Origin of the sequence: Sphaerisporangium flaviroseum (assembly GCF_039537005.1) — a bacterium.
Taxonomy (GTDB): Bacteria; Actinomycetota; Actinomycetes; order Streptosporangiales; family Streptosporangiaceae; genus Sphaerisporangium; species Sphaerisporangium flaviroseum.
Window position 1 is genome coordinate 127,214 of the sequence record NZ_BAAAZR010000043.1, and the last position, 20,805, is coordinate 148,018.

At 71.0% G+C, this 20,805-nt stretch carries 18 protein-coding genes; 12 read left to right on the forward strand and 6 right to left on the reverse strand.

Annotated features, from left to right (window positions below):
• Positions 1-388 precede the first annotated feature (388 nt).
• Complete coding sequence (locus tag ABD810_RS35425; protein ID WP_344951222.1) at positions 389-898, reverse strand: TetR/AcrR family transcriptional regulator; 510 nt, start codon at positions 896-898, stop codon at positions 389-391.
• Positions 899-956: 58 nt separating this feature from the next.
• Between ABD810_RS35425 and ABD810_RS35430 the strand changes: the two genes are divergently transcribed.
• Positions 957-2,117: a cysteine desulfurase family protein gene (locus tag ABD810_RS35430; protein WP_344951226.1), complete on the forward strand. Its 1,161-nt coding sequence runs from the start codon at positions 957-959 to the stop codon at positions 2,115-2,117.
• 70 nt (positions 2,118-2,187) lie between these two features.
• Positions 2,188-3,126 carry a MerR family transcriptional regulator gene (locus tag ABD810_RS35435; RefSeq protein ID WP_344951229.1) on the forward strand — a complete coding sequence of 313 codons (939 nt, stop codon included), beginning with the start codon at positions 2,188-2,190 and terminating at the stop codon, positions 3,124-3,126.
• Between the two features lie 134 nt (positions 3,127-3,260).
• Here the strand turns inward: ABD810_RS35435 and ABD810_RS35440 are convergent, their stop codons facing one another.
• Positions 3,261-4,304, reverse strand: a complete 1,044-nt coding sequence (locus ABD810_RS35440; protein ID WP_344951234.1) for a DUF695 domain-containing protein — start codon at positions 4,302-4,304, stop codon at positions 3,261-3,263.
• A gap of 84 nt (positions 4,305-4,388) precedes the next feature.
• Between ABD810_RS35440 and mnmA the strand changes: the two genes are divergently transcribed.
• Positions 4,389-5,459 carry a tRNA 2-thiouridine(34) synthase MnmA gene (mnmA, locus tag ABD810_RS35445; RefSeq protein ID WP_344951237.1) on the forward strand — a complete coding sequence of 357 codons (1,071 nt, stop codon included), beginning with the start codon at positions 4,389-4,391 and terminating at the stop codon, positions 5,457-5,459.
• Between the two features lie 66 nt (positions 5,460-5,525).
• Here mnmA and ABD810_RS35450 read toward each other — a convergent pair whose 3' ends face one another.
• The 4 genes from ABD810_RS35450 to ABD810_RS35465 all read right to left on the reverse strand — a co-directional run bounded on the left by ABD810_RS35450 (position 5,526) and on the right by ABD810_RS35465 (position 8,564).
• Entirely contained in the window at positions 5,526-6,161 is a 636-nt protein-coding gene (locus ABD810_RS35450) for an MBL fold metallo-hydrolase (protein ID WP_344951239.1), read from the reverse strand.
• Entirely contained in the window at positions 6,158-7,372 is a 1,215-nt protein-coding gene (locus tag ABD810_RS35455; protein ID WP_344951671.1) for a peptidase domain-containing ABC transporter, read from the reverse strand. The genes ABD810_RS35450 and ABD810_RS35455 overlap by 4 nt, the downstream gene beginning before the upstream one ends.
• Entirely contained in the window at positions 7,255-8,325 is a 1,071-nt protein-coding gene (locus ABD810_RS35460) for a cysteine peptidase family C39 domain-containing protein (protein WP_344951242.1), read from the reverse strand. The genes ABD810_RS35455 and ABD810_RS35460 overlap by 118 nt, the downstream gene beginning before the upstream one ends.
• A 113-nt stretch (positions 8,326-8,438) precedes the next feature.
• A complete protein-coding gene (locus tag ABD810_RS35465; protein WP_344951245.1) occupies positions 8,439-8,564 on the reverse strand; it encodes a hypothetical protein in 126 nt (41 codons plus the stop codon).
• A gap of 145 nt (positions 8,565-8,709) precedes the next feature.
• Between ABD810_RS35465 and ABD810_RS35470 the strand changes: the two genes are divergently transcribed.
• The 9 genes from ABD810_RS35470 to gatB all read left to right on the forward strand — a co-directional run bounded on the left by ABD810_RS35470 (position 8,710) and on the right by gatB (position 20,688).
• Complete coding sequence (locus tag ABD810_RS35470) at positions 8,710-9,723, forward strand: methionine synthase (protein WP_344951248.1); 1,014 nt, start codon at positions 8,710-8,712, stop codon at positions 9,721-9,723.
• Between the two features lie 128 nt (positions 9,724-9,851).
• Positions 9,852-11,693 (forward strand): C2 family cysteine protease, encoded by a 1,842-nt coding sequence (locus tag ABD810_RS35475; RefSeq protein ID WP_344951251.1) that lies wholly within the window; start codon positions 9,852-9,854, stop codon positions 11,691-11,693.
• A gap of 47 nt (positions 11,694-11,740) precedes the next feature.
• Positions 11,741-12,022, forward strand: a complete 282-nt coding sequence (locus ABD810_RS35480) for a hypothetical protein (RefSeq protein WP_344951254.1) — start codon at positions 11,741-11,743, stop codon at positions 12,020-12,022.
• Positions 12,019-12,378: a hypothetical protein gene (locus tag ABD810_RS35485; RefSeq protein WP_344951257.1), complete on the forward strand. Its 360-nt coding sequence runs from the start codon at positions 12,019-12,021 to the stop codon at positions 12,376-12,378. The genes ABD810_RS35480 and ABD810_RS35485 overlap by 4 nt, the downstream gene beginning before the upstream one ends.
• A 148-nt stretch (positions 12,379-12,526) precedes the next feature.
• On the forward strand, positions 12,527-14,764 hold the full coding sequence (gene ligA / locus ABD810_RS35490; RefSeq protein WP_344951261.1) for an NAD-dependent DNA ligase LigA: 2,238 nt from the start codon (positions 12,527-12,529) through the stop codon (positions 14,762-14,764).
• Positions 14,765-15,161: 397 nt separating this feature from the next.
• The gene (locus ABD810_RS35495; RefSeq protein ID WP_344951264.1) at positions 15,162-17,228 is read left to right on the forward strand and encodes a putative bifunctional diguanylate cyclase/phosphodiesterase; all 2,067 of its coding nucleotides are present in this window, start codon (positions 15,162-15,164) and stop codon (positions 17,226-17,228) included.
• A gap of 168 nt (positions 17,229-17,396) precedes the next feature.
• Positions 17,397-17,696, forward strand: coding sequence for an Asp-tRNA(Asn)/Glu-tRNA(Gln) amidotransferase subunit GatC (gene gatC / locus ABD810_RS35500; protein WP_344951267.1), 300 nt, complete (start codon positions 17,397-17,399; stop codon positions 17,694-17,696).
• Positions 17,693-19,183, forward strand: coding sequence for an Asp-tRNA(Asn)/Glu-tRNA(Gln) amidotransferase subunit GatA (gene gatA / locus ABD810_RS35505; RefSeq protein WP_344951270.1), 1,491 nt, complete (start codon positions 17,693-17,695; stop codon positions 19,181-19,183). Before gatC ends, gatA begins: the two co-directional genes overlap by 4 nt.
• Positions 19,144-20,688: an Asp-tRNA(Asn)/Glu-tRNA(Gln) amidotransferase subunit GatB gene (gene gatB / locus ABD810_RS35510; RefSeq protein ID WP_425567015.1), complete on the forward strand. Its 1,545-nt coding sequence runs from the start codon at positions 19,144-19,146 to the stop codon at positions 20,686-20,688. Before gatA ends, gatB begins: the two co-directional genes overlap by 40 nt.
• The last annotated feature ends 117 nt before the right edge of the window (positions 20,689-20,805 follow it).

A 20,805-nucleotide genomic window follows, 5' to 3' on the forward strand; every position in this document is an offset into this window, starting at 1 on the left:
CCGGAAACGGGCGGTCCTCAGGTCGCGGGTCATCGAAGTTCCTTTCAAAGGTTCATGAGCAGGTGGGATGCGGGCGTGCCGGTGCGGCACTCCTGGGCACGCCGGTGAGGCGCAGGGGGACAGGGGGAGCGGTGGGAGGCCGAGCCGAGCAGGCAGGACATGCTCGGGGGCGGTGCTGAGAGGGAACGACCCTGGCCGTCGGGGGGACGCCGGGCGCGGGAACGGCCCTTCCGATGTGACAGGAAGGGTGAGGGCTCAGCGGACGACGGGCCGGGAGGGGGAAGGCTCAGCGGACGACGGGCCGGGAGGGGGAAGGCTCAGCGGACGACGGGCCGGGAGGGGGGAGGCTCAGCGGTCGACGGGCCGGGAGGGGGAGGGCTCAGCGGGGTCACGGGCCGGCGAGGAGGGCGAGGAGCCGCTGGCGCAGTTCCTCGTAATGGGCCTCGTCGTACAAGCCCGGATCGTGGGTCGTCACGTCCCACAACCCCTCGCAGGCGAGCCGGACGATGCGGGCCGCCATGGGATCGGGCTCGGTGTCCATGCCCTCGCGATGCCACCGGGCCATCGCCTCGCGCAGGGGGGCGAGTAATGCCGGGTCACCGGCCGCGCCGGTCACCACCGCCCAGCGTCTCAGCCGTTCGCTCTGGACCGCGACGAACGTCGCCGCGAGATAGGCGCGGCTGTACGAGCTTTCGTCCTGAGAGGCGACCAGCTCGTCGAAGTCGGCGATGAGCCGCTCGATCATGCCCCTGACCAGGGCTTCCTTGGTGCTGAAATGATAGAGGAGACCGCCTTTGCTGACGCCGGCGCGCTCGGCCACGGCCGACAGGGTGAGACACTGGGCCCCCTGGTCGGCCAGCAGCCTTTCCGCCGCGTTCAAAAGCTCGTCTTTCCTCATGTCCGTAACTATACCGGCTGGACGGTACAGTTCTCAAACTGGGTACCCTGAGTAGGTCATGGCTTACCTAGACCACGCGGCGACGACGCCGATGCTCCCCGAAGCGATCGAGGCGCTGACCGCACAGCTCGTGCGGGTCGGCAACGCCTCATCCCTCCACGCGGCGGGCCGCCGCACCCGCAGGGTCGTCGAGGAGTCGCGCGAGACCATCGCCGGCGCGCTCGGAGCACGGCCGAGCGAGGTCGTGTTCACCTCCGGGGGCACGGAGGCCGACAACCTCGCCATCAAGGGGCTGTTCTGGAAGCGCCAGGCCGCCTCCGGTGCCAGACGGGTGCTCGTCAGCGCCGTCGAGCACCACGCCGCTCTCGACCCGGCCCACTGGCTGGGTGATCGGCAGGGGGCGTCCGTCGAGCTCCTCGACGTCGACGAGTTCGGCCGCGTCCATCCCGGCACCCTGCGCGCGGCCATCGAGAGCGACCCGGGAAGCGTCGCCCTGGTGAGCGTCATGTGGGCCAACAACGAGGTCGGCACCGTCCAGCCGATCCCCGCGCTGGCGGCCATCGCCCGCGAGCACGGCATCCCGTTCCACACCGACGCGGTCCAGGCGGTGGGGCAGTTGCCGGTGTCGTTCAAGGAGGCCGGCGTGGAAGCGCTGACCCTGTCCGGGCACAAGCTCGGCGGGCCGATGGGCGTCGGAGCCCTGCTGCTGGCGCGGGGCGTCGACCCGGTTCCGGTGCTCCACGGCGGCGGTCAGGAGCGCGACGTGCGTTCTGGCACCCTCGACGCCCCGGCGATCGCCGGCTTCGCCGCGGCCGTACAGGCCACGGTCGAGCGGCGCGAGGAGAGCTCCAAGCGGCTGGCGGCCCTGCGCGACGAGCTGATCGCCCGGGTACGGGAGGCCGTGCCCGACGTGGTGCTCAACGGCCATCCGGACGATCGCCTGCCCGGCAACGCCCACTTCACCTTCCCCGGCTGCGAGGGCGACGCGCTGCTGATGCTGCTCGACGCCAAGGGCATCGAGTGCTCCACCGGGTCCGCGTGCTCCGCGGGCGTCGCCCAGGCGTCACACGTACTGCTCGCCATGGGGGCCGACGCCGTACAGGCACGCGGGTCGCTGCGCTTCTCCCTGGGGCACACCTCGACCCGGGCCGACGTCGACGAGTTGATCGGCGTGATCGGCGTCGTGGTCGAGCGGGCCCGCAGGGCCGGGTTGACCTAGTCCGACTCCTTCGGCCCATCGAGCGGGTGAACCGTCCAGTTACTGGAGGCCCGGCTGGAATAATGGGCGCATGGTTCGGCGGGGCGACACCTACACCATCGGGCAGCTCTCCAAGATCTCCGGGCTCCCGGTGAAGACCATCCGGTTCTACTCCGACGTCGGCGTCCTTCCCGAGCAGGAGCGGACACCTGCCGGATACCGCATGTACGGCGAGAACGACCTGGCCAGGCTCGAGCTCGTCCGCACCCTTCGGGAGATCGGCGTCGACCTGGCGACGATCCGCTCCCTGGGCGAGCGCGACCTCCGTCAGGTGCTCGCCCTCCACCTGCGAACGGTGGAGATCCAGCTCAAAAGCCTGCAGCGCACCCGCGCGGTCCTGCGGGCCACGCTCGACCGGGGCGATCCCTCCGAGGAGGACCTGCGCAGGCTCAACACGCTCGGCCGCCTCGGCTCCGCCGAGCGCGACGCGCTGATGGACTCGTTCGTGGCGGAGGTCGGGGGCGGCAACCGGGCCCGCGAGCAGTGGCTGGCGTGCCTTCGGGAGGCCATGGTGCCCGAACTGCCCGCCGAGCCGACCATCGCCCAGCTCGACGCCTGGCTGGAGCTGGTCGAGCTGCTCTCCGACGACGACTACCGGGCCACCCTCCGCCAGATGGGCACCGAGTTCTGGAAGGCGCAGGAGGCCGGCGGAGGGCCCGACCTGGAGGGCTGGAAGGACGCCGGCGACAGCGTCGTCGAGATCGTGCTCACCGCCATGGACGACGGCGTGGAGCCCGGTTCGGCCGCCGCGGGCCCGGTCCTCGACCGGGTCGTGCCCCAGCTCGGGCAGATGCACGGCGCGGTCGACGGCCCGGAGTTCCGCGAGTCGCTGTCACGGGCCTACGAGGAACACGATCCGAGGGCCGAGCGCCACTGGGAGCTCGTGGCCGCCATCGAGAACACCCCGTGGCCACACCCGCAGACCCTCGCCCACCGCTGGATCGCCGAGGCGCTGCGCGCGCGAGCATGAGCCAAGGCGCCGGTCGAGACGGGCCGGCTCAGGAGCCGGGGAGCGTGTCGGCTCGGGGGCCGGGGGGTCAGCTCTGGAACCGAGGGGGCGGGTCGGTTCGGGGCCGGCGGGTCAGCTCTGGAACCGGGGGCGGGTCAGCTCAGGAACGGGGAGATCGCGATCCAGCCGGGGTCGCTCACCACGTCGACGCGGGCCGGTCCTTCCTCCCAGCCGACGATCAGCTCCTTGGCGTGGATCGCCGCGTCTCCGGAGGGATCGGCGTAGACGTGCAGCACGCGTGCGCCCTCGGCGCTCATGTGGGCGGCGAGCACGGCGGTGCCGTTGAGCCGGTCGATGCGGTAGGCGAGGCGCTCCTCGAACTCGCGGAGCGCGGCCGACGACCCGCCGGCGGGCAGGCCGTCGTCGTCGGCGTCGATGTACGGCAGGGTGATCGCGATGTGCTGGTCGAACAGCGGATAGTCGACCGGGCGCAGGGGATAGCGGGTGGTGGCGATCAGGCGCGCCCCGCTCGCCGTCTGCCCCTCCATCAGCGCCCACTGCTCCTCCTGGTATTCGGAGGCGAGGTCGGCCACCACGGAGGGAAGGTGGACGGCGGCCACGGCGTCGAGCGGCTGGAACGAGGCGGCGACGATCTCACCGACCCAGCGGGCCACCTCGTCCTCCCCCAGAAGCCAGTCGAGGGCGAGCATCGTGGCCTCGATGCGGGTCTCGTCCTCCAGGTCGGGAAATATCGGGTGATAGGCGGCGACGTCGATGCGAGGCGTCCCCTTGGGCACGCGCAACCCCAGCACCAGTTTGTCGAGGTCGAACTCGTGCCCGCCCACGTCGAGGGTCAGTTCCATGGCCCCGGGGTTGGCCTGACGGGACGGATGGAACTCCCACAGCTCGTCGGGCGGCGGGGCGGCGAGCGCCCAGCGGTGGGCGAGCGGGCGCAGCTCCGGATTGCCCGCCGACGACACGATCAGGGCCTGCTGGGCCGTCTTGCCCGGCGTGATGTCCCAGACCAGTGCCGGATCGAGCGCCGTGACCGCCGGGGCGATCTCCTCCGCCAGCCCTATGGCGTCGCCCGCCTCCAGCAGCGCGTCGGCCCTCGGCCGGGCCTCGGCCCACCACGCCCAGAAGTCGGCGATCCCGTCGACCGGCTCTCCCGGCTCACTTCTCCGCCCGAACAGTCGCATGGCCCTCGATCCTCCCAGGTGTCCGGCACGGACGCCAACGCCGATACCCGCCATTCCCCGCCGGGCGGGTAACCTCGGGGTGTTATGAGTCTTCGTGTGCTTGCCGCCATGTCGGGTGGTGTCGACTCCGCGGTGGCCGCCGCCCGCATCGCCGAGGCCGGCCATGACGTCACGGGTGTCCACCTGGCGTTGTCCGCCAATCCCCAGTCCTACCGCACCGGTGCCCGTGGGTGCTGCACCCTGGAGGACTCCCGGGACGCCAGGCGGGCCGCCGATGTGATCGGCATCCCGTTCTACGTGTGGGACATGGCCGAGCGGTTCCATCGTGACGTCGTCGAGGACTTCGTCAACGAGTACGCCGCCGGCCGCACGCCCAACCCGTGCCTGCGCTGCAACGAGAAGATCAAGTTCGAGGCCGTGCTCGACCGGGCGCTCGCGCTCGGGTTCGACGCGGTGGCCACCGGCCACCACGCCCGGCTCTCCGACGGGGTCCTGCGCAGGAGCGTCGACGCCGGCAAGGACCAGTCGTACGTCCTCGGGGTCCTCACGCGCGAGCAGCTCTCCCACGCGATCTTCCCGCTGGGCGGCTCCACCAAGGCCGAGGTCCGTGAGGAGGCCGCCGCCCGAGGTCTCGCGGTGGCCGACAAGCCCGACAGCCACGACATCTGCTTCATCGCCGACGGCGACACCCGGGGCTTCCTGGCCGAGCGGCTGGGCGCCGCGCAGGGGCCGATCGTCGACGAGGAGGGCGCCGTCGTCGGCAGCCACGCCGGGGCGTACGGCTTCACCGTGGGCCAGCGCAAGGGCCTGCACATCGACCGGCCCACCTCCGACGGCCGCCCGCGCTACGTGCTGTCGATCGAGCCGGTGTCCAACACGGTCACGGTGGGCCCGCGCTCGTCGCTGGCCGTCGGCTCCATCGTCGCCGAGCGTCCGGTCTGGAACGGCCCGGTGTCCGCGCCGTACGAGCCGCTCGCGTGCCACGTGCAGCTGCGAGCCCATGGCGAGGTGTACGGCTGCCGCGCCCAGCTCTCGGGCGGTGTGCTGCACATCGAGCTGGACACCCCCGCGACGGGGGTGGCGGCGGGCCAGGCGGCCGTCCTGTACGACGGGGACACCGTCCTCGGCTCCGCCACCATCGCATCGTCCTCCTGACCGCCCGACCCGGGGCCTGGTCCTCCGCTTCCGCGGAGCCCGGCCGACCGGCTCTCGCCGGGAGCGTCAGGAGCCCAGGGTGACGCTCTCGCCGGTCTTCAGGCGGCGGAAGTCGCCACCCTGCGCCTCGCCCCGGCGGGTGAGGATGCCGTCCACCAGCATCAGCCCGATGTCGTTGTAGAGGCCGTCGTGAATGGAGTACGCCCGCTGGGGCGCCACCTCCAGCAGGTAGTCGACCATCTCGGAGGCCTTCATCCACGGGCCGCTGGTCGGCGTGAGCAGTGTGCCCACGCGCTGCTCGGGCACGGTGAACGCGTCTCCGGGGTGGAACACCTCGTCGTCGACCAGGAAGCCGACGTTCTGCACGACCGGCATGTCGAAGGCGATCACCGCGTGCTCACGGCCGACCACCCCGACCTCGAAGCCCGCCGCGGTGAAGGAGTCGCCTTCGCCGATGACGTTCACCTTCGCGCTCAGGCCCTCCAGTTGCCGGGCCACGGCGGCGCAGGTCCAGATCGGCACTCCGGAGCCCAGGGCGGCGAGGCGCTTGACCTCCAGGTGGTCGAAGTGCTCGTGGGTGATGAGGACGGCGTCGGCTCCTTGGAGCGCGGACTCCTCGGTGAGGCCACCGGGGTCGATGACGAGGGTGGACCCGTCCTTCTCCAGGCGCACACAGGCGTGGCCGTGTTTGGTGAGCTTCATACCTCCATCATGGCCCGCGTGAGATTCTGACCCGCGACCAGAGTCGCGTACTCGCCCCCGAGGGCGAGCAGGTCGGCGTGGCGCCCGCGCTCGGCGACCCGACCGTCACGCAGGACCAGGATCACGTCGGCGTCCCTGATGGTGCTGAGCCGGTGCGCGATCACGATCCGGGTCTGCCGCAGTTCCGACAGGCGCGTCTCGATCGCGGCCTCGGTGGCGGAGTCCAGGTGGCTGGTGGCCTCGTCGAGGACGAGCATCCGGGGCTCGGCGAGCAGTGCCCTGGCCAGGGCCAGCCGCTGGCGCTGGCCTCCGGACAGGCCGTGGCCCTCCGGTAACGGCGTCTCGTACCCCAGGGGCATGCGTGCGACCTCCTCGTGGACACAGGCCAGCCGCGCGGCGGCGATCACCCGATCCAGGGGGGCGCCGGGGTCACCGAGGGCGATGTTCTCCCTGATCGTGCCGGTGAACAACGCGGGCTCCTGGGTGACCACCCCGAAGCGGCGGCGCAGCGCGGGCATCCGCCCGGCGGCAACCGGCGCGCCGTCGTACCGCACCTCGCCTTCCACAGGTGTGTACAACCCGAGGAGGATCCGGGCGAGCGTGCTCTTCCCCGACCCGGAACGGCCGACCAGCGCGATCTTCTGGCCGGGCTCGGCCGTGAAGGAGATGTCGCGGAGGGTCCATCCGTCCCTCGGGCCGTACCGGAAGCCGACCCCGCGCACCTCGACCGCGCCCTGGACCTCTGGGCCGGGACCTTCAAGCAGACCTTCCGCTTCCGGCTCGCTGTCCAGGATGTCGGCCAGCCGCCCGATCGCCGCACCGGCGACCTGGAGCCGCTGCAGGGCGCTCATCAGGGAGTTCAGCGGGGTCAAGGTGGCCAGGGCGACGGCGTTGAGCGCGAGCAGGGTGCCGAGGGTCATGCTCCCGCCGATCACCCGCCAGGCTCCCACCCAGAGCAGGAGCATGGGCGTCAGCGCGTGGATGGCGTTCTGCGCGGCGACCACCCCGCCGATCGCCACCGTGCCGCGGGCGGTGGCGTCGAGCTGCCGGGCGAAGAGCGCGGACCACCGGTCGACCACGCGCGACTCGGCACTCATGGCCTTGAGCGACTCGATGCCCTTGATCGACTCGATGAGCCGTCCCTGGGCCTCCGCCTGGGCGGCGAGCCGGCGCTGGACCAGCGCGCCCGTACGGCGCCTGCTCGCGAACAGCAGGGTCCCGTGCGCGGCGACGGCCGTGAGCAGGCAGGCGCCCAGCCCAGCAGGGGATCGAAGGCCGTGACGAGGGCGATGTACGCGAGGGCGAGCGGGCCGTCCAGCAGCGCGGGCAGCACCTGTCCGGTCGCCAGCTCACGGATCGCCGTGACGCCCTCCGTCCGCGCCACCAGGTCACCGGTGCCGCGCTGGGCGAAGAAGCGGTAAGGCAGCGAGAACAGGTGCCGTACGGCCTCGGTGGTGAGGTCGCGATCGGCCCGGACCTGGAGCGCCGAGAGCGTCCTGACGCGCAGGTGGGCGAGCGCGAGCTGTGCCGCCACCGCGACGGCGATGCCCGCTCCGGCGAGCGGGAGCGCCTCCGCCGACCCCGAGGGCAGGATCCGGTCGACGATCAGGCCCGCGCCGAACGGAAGGACGAGCCCGAGCGCCTGGAGCAGCAGAGAGGCCAGCAGGGCCAGGGCGACCAGCCCGCGTGAGCGCCGCAGGACGTCGGCGGGCATCCGCCGCCGCCACGGGCGTGTGGGGAGGCCGAGACGCCGGGGCAGGAAGCCCGGTCCAGGCGTGGCCACCAGGACCACGCCGGTGAAACCCGCCGCGAACTCCCCGGGTGCCGGGCGCAGCCGCCCGCGCGCGGGATCGACGATCTCCACGCGCCCGCGGCGGCATCGCTCGACGACCACGAAGTGACTCCCCCGCCAGTGAGCGATGGCGGGAAGGGCGACCTCGCCCAGGCGTTCGGGGTCGATCTTGAGGGCGAGGGTGTCCAGGCCGTACTCCCGGGACGCGGCCACCAGCGCCCTGGCGGTCGTCCCGTCGCGGGAGACCCCGATCCTCTCGGTCACCTCGTGCAGGGTCGTACGCAGGCCGTGGTGGCCGAGGACCATCACCAGGCAGGCGGCTCCGCAGTCGGTCAGCGTGTTCTGCCGGACGACGCGCACACGACGGCTCATGATCTCCTCTCAGCGTGGTCCCGGGCCTGGAACGGCGGCCCCGCCCCAGGCCCGCGTCATCGTGCACGGGTCACCGGCTCCCGGGCGTCAGGCCCCCGGTCCGCCGGGTCGTCTCAGCCGGGCACGCAGATGCCGGGCGGGTCGATGTAGATGCCCACCTCCACCTTGACCTGACCACCGCTGAGCTGGTCGAGCTCGCCGTCGTCGAGCACCTGTCCGATCGTCTCCGGGTTCTCCACGCTCACCCCTCCTTTCGTCGCGCCGGGAAAGCCCGGCGGCTCAAGAGATAGGAGAACGCTCTTGGATCCGGCTTGTATCACGCTGAACGGCCCACGCGGCTCCCTGTGTCACCCGCCGCCGTAATGCTCTCTAAGCTTGCGTTTCGTGAGCGAGTTCCCGTGGAAAGCGGCCAGTGCGACCGGCGTCGGCTCCCATCCAGGCGATGACCCGGCCGAGACGCTGCGTATGGTGCTGGGCGAGCTTCCCGACCTGCCGTACCTTCCGGAGCTGCCTGCCCGGGGCGTGGGCGCGGACATGGTCGGGCGCACGGCCTCCTTGCTCGTCGACCTTTCGGTGGAGGTGCAGCCGTCCGGGTGGCGCTTCAGCGACCGCCCGGGACGCGACGCCGGCCGCGCGAGGGACCACCTGGCCCGAGACCTGGACGCGCTCGAGGAGCTCGCGCAGGGGTACGAAGGGCCGTTCAAGATCCAGGTGTGCGGCCCGTGGACCCTCGCGGGCTCCATCGAGCTGCGGTACGGCGACAAGACGCTCGCCGATCCAGGAGCGGTGCGCGACCTGACCGAGTCGCTGGCCGAGGGACTGGCCCAGCACGTCGCCGGCGTGCGTGCCCGCGTGCCGGGTGCCCAGGTGCTGGTCCAGCTCGACGAGCCGGGCCTGCCGGGGGTGCTCGCCGGCTCCGTGCCGACCGCCTCGGGTTTCGGGCGCCTCGACGCCGTCGAGGCGCCGATCGCCGCCGACCGGCTCCGCGCCGTGCTGCCCGCGGACACCTTCACCCTCGTGCACTGTTGCGCGCCCGAGGTGCCCTTCCGGGTGCTCAGCACGGCCGGGGTGAGCGCCATCTCGCTGGACGCGAGCCTGCTGCGCAGGAAGAGCGAAGATCGGATCGGTGAGGCGATCGAGGCAGGGACGGCGTTCTTCCTCGGCGTCGTCCCCGGCACGGAGACCCGGCTCCGGGACATCGGCGAGATCGCCAAGCCCGTCGCCGGGCTGTGGCGGAGGCTGGGCTTCGATCCCGCGCGGCTCGCCGGGCAGGTCGTGCTCACGCCGTCGTGCGGGCTCGCCGGAGCCTCCCCCGCGTACGCCCGGGCGGCGCTCGAGCGGTGCAGGGAGGCGGCGCGCGCGCTGGCGGAGGACCCCGAAGGCCTGGCCGGATCGTGAACGCCCCGTCCTCCACGGCCTAGGCGGCGCGGGGCGCCTCCACGGGGTGCGAACCGGATGATGATCTCGGTGGTCTCGATCCGGTCGACATCGGGCGTCATCGGACATGGCGTGCGTAGCATGCCTGCATGCCCCCCAGGGAAGACGACGGTGGCGACTTCGCCGGTATCGATCCCGTCCTGATGCGCGCGATGATCAAGGATTTGGAGACCGCCAAGGGCCTGGTGGACGCCAAGGTCCCCGGCCTGAAGGACGCCTTCGGCAAGGTGGGCCTGTCGACCAAGCCGATCGTCACGCTGACCGGCATCGCGGGCTGGATCAACGGCGAGCTGCCGATGCTGAACCGGCGCCAGGGCATGGCCGAGCAGCTCTCCAAGGAGAACAACCAGTTCGGCTTCACCGGGACCATGGTGGAGACCGATTGGGAGGGCCTGTTCAAGAGCAAGGCGGAGGCCGAGGCCAAGGCCAAGGAACTCGCCGCCCAGTACGAGGAGCCGGCCGGCTTCCCCGACGACGTCTGGGAGCAGATCGAGAAGTACCAGAACGACCCTGACTTCGCGGAGGCCTTCCTCAAGGCTCTCGGGCCGGAGAAGGCGGCGAGGGCGGCCACCTGGGCGCGCGATGGGGCCGATTCGGGGAACCGCGTGGCCGCCTTCGCCACCCTCATGGCCACGGCGAGCCACCGGGGCGTGATCGACGACGCCTGGCTGAAGAAGTTCGGCGTCATGGCCCCCGGCACCGCCCCTGGCGGCGGCGAAGGCCCGGACCTCCATCTGCTGGCCACGCTGATCAAACATGGCGTGTGGAACACCGACACCCTGGTCACCATCGGCACCAAGGCGTTGACCACCACGCAGCCGCACGACGACAACCGCCTCAAGGCCGACATCCTCGACGGCATCTCGAACAATCCCCTGGCCGCCAACAGGCTCTACTGCGACAACTTCGATCTGATCAACGCCATGGCGTCCGGCGGGATGGACGGCTGGACCTCCGGCGATCCCAGGTTCGGCGACCCGCTGGGCAGGTTCATGGCGGCCGCCACCACGGGGGCCAGGGAGGTCTACGGCCGTATGCAGCCCACCGGCCGGCCGAACCCGGCGGACGTCCTCATCTCCCGCCTGCTGCAGCGGACACAGATCAGCAGCGGCTTCCCGACCGACTTCGAGGGGGTCAAGAAAGCGCTGGACGGGGTCGCGGGGCTCGCCGGTGAGGTCGCGGTGCCGAACCCCGCCCTGGACGTCCAGGACGGCGAGAAGTTCGAGTTCGCCTACACGCAGCCGCAGCCGGACCCGAACACGCCCATCGACTGGGCGTCGGTCTCGCAGGGCATGCTCGGCGACTGCTACTTGCTCGCCGCCGTCCAGGCCGAGCTGAAGCGCAATCCGTACTTCCTGCGCGACCGTATGGTGCGCAACCCCGATGGCACCTACACCGTGACGTTCTACAAGGACGGCAAACCGGTCAAGATCACCGTCACCGGCGACACCGCGAAGTACAAGGGGGCGAACGACAAGGCCTTCGTGGACCCGCCCCTGCTGGCGATCTACGAGAAGGCGTACGCCCAGTTCAAGGGTTCGGGTTCGTACGCGAAGATCGAGGGGGGCGAGGCCGTCGAGCCCTGGCCGGACATCAACGGCAAGAAGGTCGAGGAGCTGGAGGACCTCAGCTTCAAGAACCTGAAGGCGATGAGCGACCAGGGTGTGCCGATGACCGTGAGCACTCCGGGCGACGGGATGTTCGACGACGACGCCCGCACGGGTCCGGGCGGCCAACTGGTGACCGACCATGTGTACTCCGTCAAGGAGGTCAAGATCAACGACAGGGGAGAGGAGGTCGTCGTGCTGGTCAACCCCTGGGGCAAGAACGCCTCCGCTCCGCACGAGGTCGAGGTCCCGTTGAGCTGGCTCAAGGACGGGGTCGGCGAGTGGGCTCCGAGGTGGCAGGTCAAGGTGGCGGCGAAGCAATGACCCACCGGTGGGCGGCCACCGGGGGGCGACGGAGGGATGGGGACAGCGTGACAGCCGACCGGACGGTGCGGGTGCGCCGGGGGATCGACACTCCCGCCTGGGGACTCCAGGTGGGCATCCGCCAGTTGAGGTACAAGGACGGCGTCCCGGCCGTGCTCCTCGGCGTCCGCGAGAGCGGCGCGCAGGAGCCGGAGGCCTTCCTGCTCGGCGTCGGTGAGACCGCCCAAGTGGGGGAGCATGTCCTCGCCGTGCGGGAGATCGCGGCGGACCATGTCGTGGTCGAGTCGCTCGGTCCACGGCGGCCCGCCGAGCCGGAGCCGCCGCGGTGAGGATCTGGGTGGCCGTGGTCGCGCTCGTGGTGGTCGCGGGGGCGGTGTTCGGCGTGGTGAGGTACACCGCGGAGCCGCCGCGGCTCGATGGCGGGGCGGTACGGCTGACGCTGGCCCGGCCGGGACTGCCACCTCTTCAGCACCCCTACGCCGGCGGCGCGGTGTCGCTGAACGCGCTGTCCGACGACGCCGCCGTGATCGGCCTGCGGGGTGCGGCCGACGGATCCGGCCGGGAGGTGAGGGTGCGTACGGGCGAGACGATCGACATCCCGGCCGGCAGGCTGCGCCTCCTGCATGTCTGGGACATGTGGCAGAGAGAGCATGATGCGGTAGATGTCATACTCACTCCGCGTTGACGTAGAAGGTCCCTTTCGTGCAGAAATGTCGGTGGTAGATGGCATGGTGGAAGTAACGATTCCCCAGGTAGACCGCATATGCGGAGGCGCGAGCAGTCGTCGCTGCCCATAGCGTTCTCCCTGGGTCTGATCGACGAGGGGAGACGGCATGGCTGCCGACGTGGAAGGCGTGCCGGTGGGCGCACTGGAGCGCCACGCCGAGCTGGCAGAGCTGGCCGACGAGGCCAACTGGCGCTACTACGTGCTCGACCAGCCCACCGTGAGCGACGGGGAGTACGACGCGTGGATGCGCGAGCTTCGTGAGCTGGAGGAGGCGCATCCGAGCCTGCGGACCCCCGACTCGCCCACGCAGAAGGTCGGCGCGCCGATCTCCACCGACTTCACGCCCGTCCAGCACCTGCGGCGCCTCGAAAGCCTCGACAACGCCTTCAACCCCGCCGACCTCGCGGGCTGGCAGGCCAGGGCCGAGCGGCTCCTTGAGGCCGACCCGGGACCCTACCTGTGCGAGCTGAAGATCGACGGCCTGGCCATCGCCCTGGTCTACGAGAAGGGCAGGCTGGTCAGGGGTGCCACGCGGGGTGACGGGCGCATCGGGGACGACGTGACCGCGAACGTCCGCACGATCGAGGGCATCCCGCACCGGCTCGCCGGGGACAACGTGCCCGACGTGGTGGAGGTCCGGGGAGAGGTGTTCTTCCCGGTCTCGGGGTTCGAGAAGCTCAACGAGCAGCTTGTCGCGGCGGGCAAGGCGCCGTTCGCCAACCCCCGCAACTCGGCGGCCGGGTCGCTCCGCCAGAAGGACCCGCGCATCACCGCCCAGCGCGAGCTCCGCATGATCGCGCATGGGGTCGGCACCTGGGAGGGCACCCCACTGCCGAAGACCCAGTCGGCGGTGTACGAGAAGCTGCGGGAGTTCGGGCTGCCGATCAGCGACATGTACAAGGTCGTCGGCAGCCTCACCGAGATCGACGAGTTCATCGAGTACTACCGGCAGCACCGCCACGACCCCGCGTACGAGATCGACGGCGTCGTGGTGAAGATCGACAAGATCGAGCTGCAGCGGCAGCTCGGCTCCACCTCGCGGGCGCCCCGGTGGGCCATCGCCTTCAAGTACCCGCCGGAAGAGGTCAACACCAAGCTCCTGGACATCCAGGTCGGCATCGGCCGCACGGGCCGTGTGACTCCGTACGGGGTGATGAAGCCGATCGTGGTCGCCGGGTCCACCGTCGAGCGGGCCACCCTGCACAACGCCTCTGAGGTCGCTCGCAAGGCCGTGCTCATCGGCGACACCGTGGTGCTGCGCAAGGCGGGCGACGTGATCCCCGAGATCGTCGGGCCGGTGGTCGCCCTGCGGGACGGCAGCGAGCGCGAGTTCGTCATGCCGACCCACTGCCCCGAGTGCGGCACCGAGCTACGCCGCATGCGGGAGGCCGATGTCGACATCCGCTGCCCCAACGCCCGGTCCTGCCCGGCGCAGCTTCGCGAGCGCATCTTCTTCGCCGCCGGCCGGGGAGCGTTCGACATCGAGGGCCTCGGCTACGTCGCCGCCACCGCGCTGACCGCCCCGCTGCCCCCGCAGGAGCCTCCGGTCCGCACCGAGGCCGACCTGTTCGACCTGACGATCGAACGGCTGCTGCCGATCAAGTCCGTGGTCCGCGACCAGGCCACCGGCCTGCCCAAGACCGATCCGGAGACCGGCGAGCCCAAGATCGTCACGTTCTTCGCCAACATGAGCGGCGAGCCCAGCAAGAACGCCGAACACATGATGCGTGAGCTGGAGAAGGCCAAGTCGCAGCCGCTCTGGCGGGTGCTGGTCGCCCTGTCGATCAGGCACGTCGGCCCCACGGCGGCGCAGGCGCTGGCCTCCTCCCTCCTGTCGCTCGACCGCGTCTTCGGTGCCTCGGAGGAGGAACTGGCCGCCGTGGAGGGGGTCGGCCCGACCATCGCCGCCTCCATCAAGGAGTGGTACGCCGAGGACTGGCACCGCGAGATCGTCGAGCGCTGGCGCGCGGCGGGTGTCCGGATGGAGGACGAGCCGCCGGTCGGACAGGGCGTGCAGACACTCGCCGGCCTGACCCTGGTGGTCACCGGCACGCTCGTGGGGTTCACCAGAGACGAGGCCGGCGAGGCCATCCAGAGCCGCGGCGGCAAGGTGACGAGCTCGGTGTCCAAGAAGACCGACTTCCTGGTGGCAGGAGAGAACGCCGGCTCGAAGTACGACAAGGCCTCCAAGCTGGGCGTCCCCATCCTCGACGAGGCGGCGTTCCAGGCCCTCCTCGACCACGGGCCACAGGCCGTCGCCCCCGCGGCGGCCCAGGAGGAGCCCCCGGAACCGGAGGAATCCCCCAGGGCGGAGGAGTACGAGGAGGCTGCGCAGCAGGGGTGACCGGCGGAGCGGCCCGCTGAGCGGGCCGGAGGATCGCCTGGAGCCGGTGAAAGCCGGTGTGCCGGTGAGTGACCAGGAGAAGCCGGCCGCCGAGTCGGCGCGACCGGTCGAGCATGCACGTAGCCGGGCAGCGGGCGTGTGGACGCCCGGCCCCTGCCGTTTCCGGTTTTGGACGAGCGGGTTTCGCGAGCCGTCCGTAGCCTGGTGGTCACCGAAAGAAGTAGTAACGATCCATCAGAACATCTCATCCTGTTTCGTCATCCGTGACCATCGCCGGTCACGAACAGGAAGAGCCGGATGCTGGAAATTGTCGGTGACGGAACGTGCCCAATCGGTTTCGCGAAGTGGCCCAGAGGTCGTACCCTCCCATAGTGACCTCTTGGGGGTTTACTTGCTTATGACGGACCCATCCGACACGCGCGACACCGCACCGCGTCCCTTCTCCCCGCTCTGGACTTACCTGACCGGGGTCATCATCACCGGGATAGCGGCGCTGATGGTCGCCGAGGTCCGGCTCGGCTTCGGCCAGCTGGCCACCCTGACGCGCACGTCGCTGTTCTGGGTGCTCTTGGTCCTGGTCGTGCTGGGAGAGCTCCGGCCGATCGTGGTCTCCACCTCGCGCCTGGCGGGTGGCACGGCCACCTCGACGCTGTTCACCTTCGCCGTCCTCCTCTACCAGGGCCTGTCCGTGGCCGTGCTGATCCACTCCCTCGCGCTGGTCGTGAGCGGCCTGGTCCACCGCAGGGCCTGGCACCGGGTGCTGTTCAACGTCTCACAGGTGAGCCTGGCCTCCATGGCGGCGGCGGTGGTGCTCGGCGCCTTCGGGCACCATCCCCATCCGGTCCAGCCGTGGGTGCCCGGGGGCACCGACATCACGGCGGTCGCGCTGGCGGCCGTGGCCTACTTCGCCGTACGCGGCGTCCTGGTGTGCGCGGCCGTCGCGCTGCATGAGCGCCGGTCGCTGTTCCGGGTGATCCGCACGACGATCGGGCACCAGAGCCTGGTCTACGCCGCGCTCCTCGGCCTCGCCCCGCCGGTCGTGATCGTGATGAGCCACTCGCCCGCCCTGGTCCCCCTGTTCGTCGCCCCGCTCGCCACGATGTACCTCACCGCCTCGCTCTCGGTGCGCCGTGACCACCAGGCCATGCACGACGGCCTGACCGCCCTGCCGAACCGCAAGCTGCTGATCCTGCGTACCGAGGAGGCGCTGGCCGAGGCCCGCGACGACGCGCGGGTGGGCCTGCTGCTGCTCGACCTCGACCGGTTCAAGGAGGTCAACGACACCCTCGGGCACCCCGTGGGGGACCGGCTGCTGCAGATCGTCGCGCACCGCCTCACCCACAGCGTGCGGCCGGGCGACGTCGTGGCCCGGCTCGGCGGTGACGAGTTCGCGGTGCTGCTGCCCACGGTGCGCGACGCGGTCGCCGCCCGCGAGGTGGCCGCCCGGCTCAGGGCGGCGCTCACCGAGCCCGTACGGCTGGAGGGCATGACGTTCGACGTGGACGCGTCGGTGGGCATCGCGCTGTATCCCGACCATGCGCCCGACTTCGAGCTGCTCCTGCAGAGGTCCGACGTGGCGATGTACTTCGCCAAGGAAGGACGCACCGGGGTGGAGGTCTACCTCGCCGAGAAGGACCGCAACTCGCCCGAGCGGCTGAACCTCCTCGGCGACCTGCGCAGAGCCGTCGGCCAGGGCGAGCTTGTGCTGCACTACCAGCCCAAGGTGTCCCTCGCTTCGGGCGCGGTCGAAGGCGTGGAGGCCCTGCTGCGGTGGTGGCATCCCGACCGGGGGCTGGTGTCCCCGGCCGACTTCATCCCTCTCGCCGAGCAGTCCTACCTGATGCGGCAGATCACCCAGCACGTGATCGACGCCGCGCTGGAGCAGGCGGCATGCTGGTGGCACTCCGGGCTCCAGGTGCCGGTGTCGGTCAACGTGTCGGCCCGTGACCTGCTCGACTCGGCCCTGCCCGACCAGCTTGAGGCCGGGCTCGACCGGCTCCAGCTTCCCGCCGGGGCGATCCAGCTGGAGGTGACCGAGCGCATCCTGATGACCGACCAGGCCTACACCGCCGATTCGGTGCGCGCCCTGGTCGACCTCGGGATCCCCCTCGCCCTCGACGACTTCGGCACCGGCTACTCCTCGCTCGTCCGCCTCCAGCGCCTCCCGGTCGACGAGGTGAAGATCGACGGCTCGTTCGTCCAGCGGCTGGGCAAGTCGGTGGACGACGAGCGGATCGTCCGCTCCATCGTCGATCTGGTGCGCTCCCTCGGCCTGCGGTCGGTGGCCGAGGGCGTGGAGACCGAGGAGGTAGCCCAGCACCTTCGTGAGATGGGCTGCGACGCCGCCCAGGGATGGCGGTTCGGCGAGCCGATGCCCCCCGGCGAGATGACCGTCTGGCTCCAGGAGCGGCTCAGCGCGGCGACGTACGGCAGGTGCGAGCCCGCCCAGGTCAGGGCCCTCTAGGAGCGTGGCGGGGCGGCCGGCGGCGGTGGGAACGCAGGTGCCACTGGGTCCTGGCGTGACAGGGGCGGTCATGAGCTCGGAGAACATGGTTAATGGTTCGGCCACGTTCGAGCACGAGCCCTAGGATGACACTGTCCAATTGCCATCCATGAAACGGGTTAACGACTCATGTCCGCCATAACCCGCGACGAGGTCGCTCACCTCGCCCGGTTGTCCCGGCTGGCGCTGGCCGACGCCGAGCTCGAGCACTACGCCGCCCAGCTCGATGTCATCATCGGCGCGGTCGCGCGTGTCGCCGAGGTCGCCACCGACGAGATCCCGCCGTCCTCGCACGCGCTGCCCCTGACGAACGTCTACCGTCCCGACGAGGCACGGCCCAGCCTGACCCCGCAAGAGGCGCTGGCAGCCGCCCCAGCCGTCCAGGACGACCGTTTCCGCGTCCCGCGCATCCTCGGGGAGGAGGCATGAGTCTCACCCGCAAGACCGCCGCGGAGCTGGGCGCGCTGATGGCCTCGGGCGAGGTGTCGGCCGTGGAGGTCGCCCAGGCCCACCTCGACCGCATCGCCGAGGTCGACTCGCGGGTTCACGCCTTCCTGCACGTCGCCGCCGACTCGGCGCTGGAGCAGGCGCGCTCGGTGGACGCCAGGCGCGCCGCGGGCGAGGAGCTCGGCCCGCTCGCCGGCGTCCCGATCGCGCACAAGGACGTCTTCACCACCAAGGACATGCCGACCACCGCCGGGTCGAAGATCCTCGAGGGCTACCGCCCGCCCTACGACGCCACGGTGACCACGCGCCTGCGCGAGGCCGGCCTGGTCATCCTCGGCAAGACCAACCTCGACGAGTTCGCGATGGGCTCCTCCACGGAGAACTCCGCGTACGGCCCGACGCACAACCCGTGGGACCTCGGCCGGATCCCCGGCGGTTCCTCGGGCGGTTCGAGCGCGGCGGTCGCCTCCTACCAGGCCCCGCTTTCCACCGGCACCGACACCGGCGGTTCGATCCGCCAGCCCGCCGCCGTCACCGGCATCGTGGGCATGAAGCCCACCTACGGCGGCTCCTCGCGGTACGGGCTGATCGCCTTCGCCTCCTCGCTCGACACACCGGGGCCGTTCGCCCGCAACGTGCTGGACGCGGCGCTGCTGCACGAGGCCTTCTCCGGCCACGACGTCATGGACACGACCTCGATCCACTCGGAGGTGCCGCCGGTCGTCGAGGCGGCGCGCCAGGGCGACATCGCAGGGCTGCGCGTCGGCGTGGTCAAGGAGTTCGGGGGAGAGGGCTACCAGCCCGGCGTGCTGGCCCGCTTCCACGAGGCGGTCGACCTGCTGGAGTCCCTGGGGGCCAAGGTCGTCGAGGTCTCCTGCTCCAGCTTCTCCTACGCGCTGCCGGCCTACTACCTCATCGCGCCCTCCGAGTGCTCGTCCAACCTCGCCAGGTTCGACGGCATGCGCTACGGGCTGCGCGTCGGCGACGACGGCACCCGAAGCGCCGAGGAGGTCATGGCGCTGACCCGGGCCGCCGGGTTCGGCCCGGAGGTCAAGCGGCGCATCATGCTCGGCACCTACGCGCTGTCGAGCGGCTACTACGACGCCTACTACGGCTCGGCCCAGAAGGTCCGCACACTGATCGCGCGCGACTTCGAGGCGGCCTTCCACCAGGTCGACGTGCTGGTCTCGCCGACCACGCCCACCACGGCGTTCCCGATCGGCGAGCGTGCCGACGACCCGATGGCGATGTACCTCGCCGACCTGTGCACCATCCCCGCCAACCTCGCGGGCAACGCCGCCATCTCCGTGCCGTGCGGCCTCGCCGACGAGGACGGCCTGCCGGTCGGCCTGCAGATCATGGCTCCGGTCCTGGGCGACGACCGCTGCTACCGGGTGGGCGCCGCCGTCGAGAAGGCGTTCGAGGACCGCTGGGGCGGCCCGCTGCTGAAGGAGGCTCCGTCCCTGTGACCACCACTCACACCGTCATGCCCTACGACGAGGCGCTCGAGCGCTTCGAGCCGGTGATCGGCCTGGAGACCCACGTCGAGCTCGGCACGACCTCGAAGATGTTCTGCGGGTGCTCCACCACGTTCGGCGCCCCGCCCAACACCCATGTCTGCCCGGTCTGCCTCGCCCTCCCCGGCGCGCTGCCGGTGGCCAACGACAAGGCGATCGAGTCGACGATCCGCATCGGCCTCGCGCTGAACTGCACCATCGCCGAGTGGTGCCGCTTCGCCCGGAAGAACTACTTCTATCCGGACATGCCGAAGAACTACCAGATCAGCCAGTACGACGAGCCGTTGTGCACCAATGGCTACCTCGACGTCGAGGTGGGCGGCGAGACGGTCAGGGTCGAGATCGAGCGGGTCCACCTGGAGGAGGACACCGGCAAGTCCACCCACATGGGCGGTGCCACCGGCCGCATCCAGGGCGCCGACTACTCGATCGTCGACTACAACCGCGCGGGCATCCCGCTGGTGGAGATCGTCACCAAGCCCGTCGAGGGCACCGACCGGTTCGCCCCCGAGGTCGCGAAGGCGTACGTCACCGAGCTCCGCGAGGTGATGCGCACGCTGGGCGTGTCCGACGTCCGCATGGAGGAGGGCTCCATGCGGTGCGACGTGAACGTCTCGCTGATGCCCCGCGGCACGAGCGAATGGGGCACCCGCACGGAGACCAAGAACGTCAACTCCCTGCGGAGCGTCGAGCGGGCGGTGCGCGGCGAGATCGAGCGCCAGGCGGCGATCCTCGCCGACGGCGGCCGCATCATCCAGGAGACCCGCCACTTCCACGAGGACACCGGGGTGACCACCGCGGGCCGGTCCAAGGAAGAGGCGCAGGACTACCGCTACTTCCCCGAGCCCGACCTGCTGCCGATCGCCCCGTCCCCCGAGTGGGTCGATGAGCTGCGGTCCGAGCTTCCCGAGCTGCCGACCGTGCGGCGCAGGCGGCTGCAGGCCGAGTGGGGCGTCTCCGACCTCGACATGGCGGCGATGCACAACGCCGACGCCATCGGCCTGGTCGAGGCCACCGTCACGGCGGGCGTGCCCGCCGCCGACGCGCGCAAGTGGTGGATGGGCGAGCTGGCGCGGCGCGCCAACGAGTCCGGCACCTCTCTCGCCGACCTGCCGATCACGCCCGCGCAGATCGTCCGGGTCGTGGAGCTCGTGGCGTCCGGCGCACTGAACGACAAGCTGGCCCGCCAGGTGCTCGAGGGCGTGCTCGCGGGCGAGGGGTCCCCCGACGAGGTCGTCGAGGCCCGGGGCCTGCGCATCGTCAGCGACGAGGGCGAGCTGTCCTCGATCATCGACCAGGTGCTGTCGTCGAACGCCGACGCCGCCGACAAGGTCCGCTCCGGCAAGATCGCCGCGGTGGGCGCGCTGGTGGGCGGTGTGATGAAGGCCAGCCGCGGCAAGGCCGACGCCGGTCGTGCCCGCGAGCTCATCCTGGAGAAGCTCGGCGTCTCCGAGTAGGCGTTCCCACGGGCCCCGCGAGCACTCGCGGGGCCCGTGGTGCTGAGGGGTGTCCGTTCGTTGCCGGGGATGGCTTTTCCCGCGGTAGAGGCTTGATACCTGGGGTGTGATTCATCC